At 73.9% G+C, this 3,335-nt stretch carries 4 protein-coding genes; all 4 read left to right on the top strand.

Annotated elements, in window-relative coordinates; translation table 11 throughout:
- The first annotated feature begins 73 nt into the window (after positions 1-73).
- Positions 74-661: a type II secretion system minor pseudopilin GspJ gene (gspJ, locus tag G7A99_RS17100; RefSeq protein ID WP_163142386.1), complete on the top strand. Its 588-nt coding sequence runs from the start codon at positions 74-76 to the stop codon at positions 659-661.
- Positions 658-1,608 (top strand): type II secretion system minor pseudopilin GspK, encoded by a 951-nt coding sequence (gspK, locus tag G7A99_RS17095; RefSeq protein ID WP_163142383.1) that lies wholly within the window; start codon positions 658-660, stop codon positions 1,606-1,608. Before gspJ ends, gspK begins: the two co-directional genes overlap by 4 nt.
- A 70-nt stretch (positions 1,609-1,678) precedes the next feature.
- Positions 1,679-2,872 (top strand): type II secretion system protein GspL, encoded by a 1,194-nt coding sequence (gspL, locus tag G7A99_RS17090; RefSeq protein WP_163142380.1) that lies wholly within the window; start codon positions 1,679-1,681, stop codon positions 2,870-2,872.
- On the top strand, positions 2,869-3,335 hold a 467-nt coding region (gene gspM, locus G7A99_RS17085), incomplete at its 3' end, for a type II secretion system protein GspM (protein WP_163142377.1). The genes gspL and gspM, both read left to right, overlap by 4 nt.

Here is a 3,335-nt window from a genome sequence, read left to right as displayed (position 1 = left end):
TGGCCGCCCCCGCCGACCCGCAACGCACGGTAACGACGCTGCAGGGCGTGCTCCGCGATCCGGGGCTGCAGCCGTGACCCGGGGCGGCGGCTTCACCCTGATCGAGCTGCTGGTGGCGGTGGCGATCTTCGCGGTGGTCTCGGTGATCGCCTACGGCGGGCTCACCACGGTGATGGACACCCGCGAACGCGTCGATACCGAGACCGCCCGCCTGGCCTCGGTGCAGACGGCGTTCACCGTCATGGCTCGGGATTTCCGCAGCGCCACCCCGCTCAGGGGCTACCGCGACCGCCGCGGCGACCCGCAGGTGCCGCTGCACGCCGACGACGAGACCCTCATGCTCGTGCACGGGGGCCGCCCCAACCCGCTGGGACGCCGGCGCAGCCACTTCGAGCGCATCGCCTACGCGGTGCGCGACGGTGCCCTGGTACGCGAGCGCCACACGATGGTGGACAGCCCCTATGAGCCGCAGGTGGCACGGACGGTCCTCCTCGACGGGGTCACCGAGGTCCGTTTCCGCTTCCTGCTCGACGACTGGCGGGCGACGTGGCCACCGCCGGCCAGCGCCGACACCGAGGTCCCGGTGCTGCCGCGCGCCGTCGCCATACGCCTGCGCCACCCCGACTACGGCGTCCTCCGCCGGGTGTTCCTGCTGCCATGAGGACCCGGCGGCACCGGCAACGGGGCGTGGCCCTGATCACCGCGATGCTGATCACCGCACTGGCGACCACCGCGGCCACCGCGCTGCTGTGGCAGGGCCACATCGCGATCCGTCGCACGCAGAACGTCATCGCCGCCGGCCAGGCCTGGCAGTACGCCCTCGCCGCCGAGGCGGTAGCCATCGACATCCTCGCCCGCGACCGCAGCGACAACGATGCCGACGGCGCCGGCGACGCCTGGTACGGCGAGCTCCCACCGGTGAACGAGGGCGGCGCGACCATTACCGTGACCATCGAGGACCTCCAGGGCCGGCTCAACCTCAATGCCCTCGCCGCCAGCGACGGGCAGCGTCGCCGCCTGGCCGCCGCCGCGCTGGAGCGCCTGGTGGGGACGGCCGTGCCCGCCGCGCCGGCGGCGGGCATCGCGCCGGCGATCGCGGACTGGATCGACGACGACCTCCAGCCCCGCTTTCCCGGCGGTGCCGAGGACGACTTCTACACCCGCCGGCAACCGGCCTACCGCGCCGCCAACGCCCCACTGGCCGGCACCTCCGGGCTGCGCCTGATCCGCGGCGTCGACGACGCCGTCCTCGCCGCGCTGCGCGGCCGGGTCACCGCCCTGCCCGTCGAGGCCGCAGGCATCAACCTCAACACCGCACCGCCGGAGCTGCTGCTCGCCCTGCACCCGGACGTCGCCGCCAGCGACGTTCGTGCCCTCGTCGCTGGCCGCAGGGACACCACCCTCACCAGCGTCGAGGCGGCCCTGCAGCTCGCCCCCTCACTGGCGCAGCCGGAGCTGCCACGGACCTGGCTGAGGGTCGACAGCGACTATTTCCTGGTGACCGCCCGGGTCTCGCTGGGCCGCGTTAACGCCACGCACTACTCGGTGATACACCGCACGACGGACGGACCGATCGAGGTGATCTACCGCGGCGAGACGCCGCCGTGAACGTTGGCGCTCCCCGGGTTTTCGGTGACAATACGGATAAAGGGATTCGCTCTAACGGAAGGTCAGGCGAATGCGCCCGCGATTGATCGTCCAAATCGCCACCGACGCGGACGCGCCCCTGGCCGCACGCTGCCTCGACGCTCAGGGCCGGCTGACCGGGGCAGGGCCAGAGGATGAGCCCGCCGCCCTGGCGCGCTCACGGCGTGTCTACGCCCTCGCGCCCGGCACCGCGGTGCTCACCACCCGGGTGGCCATGCCCGTGCGCAGCCGCCAGCGCATGGCCCAGGCCGTGCCGTGGGCGATGGAGGATCAGCTCAGCGAGGACGTGGAGGCGTTGCACTTCCTGCTCGGTGAGCGCAATGCCGCCGGCGAGGTCCACGTCGCCGTGGTCGCCGCACGCACCCTCCAGGCCTGGGAGGAGCGGCTCGCCCGGGCCGGCGTCCATGCCGAGGAGATCTACCCGGACTACCTCGCCCTGCCCCGCCACGAGCACGCGTGGACGATACTGGTCGCCGGCGACCGGGCGCTGGTACGCACCGGCGTGCAGACCGGCTTCTCGTGCGAGAGCGACGTCCTCGCGCTGTTCCTGGAAGCCGCCCTGAGCGAGGCCGGCGATGACGCCCCACCGCGGCTGGTGGCCTATCTCACCCCCGGTGCGGCACTGCCCCTGCCGGAGGTGGCGCCGGAGGCGGAGCGCCACACGGTCACCGACGTCCCCGCCCTGCTCGCCGAGAACCTCGACACCCGCCACGCCATCGGGCTACGGCCGGTGGACGCCGGCGGCGCCGGTCAGTGGCGGCGGCACTGGCGGACATGGCGCACGGCGGCGATCCTGCTCGCGCTGGTGGTGGCGGCGGATACGGCACGGGCATGGTTGGTGCAGTGGCGCCTGGAACAGGCAATCGCGGCAACGGAGACCGATATCGCTTCGCTCTTCCGTGCCACTTTTCCGGACGCGGGCACGCCGGTCTACCCGCGCCGGCAGATGGAGAGCCGGCTCGCGGCCCTGCGCGGCGGCGGCAGCGATGAGACGGGCCTGCTGCCCCTGCTCACCCGCGTCGCGCCGCTGATGGGGCCGGTGCGGCTGACCGGCCTGAGCTGGGGCGAGAACGGTGCCGAGATCGCGGTGCGGACCGACGAGCTCGCCGGGGTCGATGCCCTGGAGCGGCGCCTTGCCGATGCCGGGCTCACCGTCGAGATGCGCAACGTCACCCGCGAGGCGGACGGCGTCAGCGGCCGGCTGCACGTGGAGGCGGGCTCATGAGGCGCTGGTGGCACGAGCTCGCCCCGCGCGAGCGGCGCACCCTGATCGCCGGCGCCGTCGCCCTCGCCGTGATCGCCTGGTTCTTCGGCCTCTGGCTGCCGCCACGCCAGGCGGCGCCGGCACTGCACGACCGCCTGGCCGCTGCCGAGACCGATCTGGCGTGGATGCGCGCACACGCCAGCGAGGCGGAGGCGTTGCGGCAGCGCCGGCAGGCCGTGGGGCCCGAGCAGACGGACCCGCGGGCGGTCTACGTCGTCGTCGAGGAGAGCGCCCGGCAGGCCGGCCTCGGCGAGGCACTGGAGCGGATCGAGCCCGCCGGCGACGCGGAGGTCCGCGTCAGCCTCGACGGCGCCGCCTTCGACGGCCTCGTGCCCTGGCTCGCCGGACTGCGCGACAGCCACGGGATACAGGCGGGCTCCGCCTCGTTCCGGGCCACCGACACGCCCGGGCGCGTCGACGCCCG

This window comes from Arhodomonas sp. KWT, assembly GCF_010993615.1.
Note: the sequence above shows the minus strand (reverse complement) of the source record. Positions and strands in the feature narration are given on the sequence as shown.

Excerpts from the sequence above, each read along its gene's own strand:
- gspK (WP_163142383.1), top strand. The coding sequence starts at position 658 with ATGAGGACCCGGCGGCACCGGCAACGGGGCGTGGCCCTGATCACCGCG.
- gspL (WP_163142380.1), top strand. The coding sequence starts at position 1,679 with ATGCGCCCGCGATTGATCGTCCAAATCGCCACCGACGCGGACGCGCCC.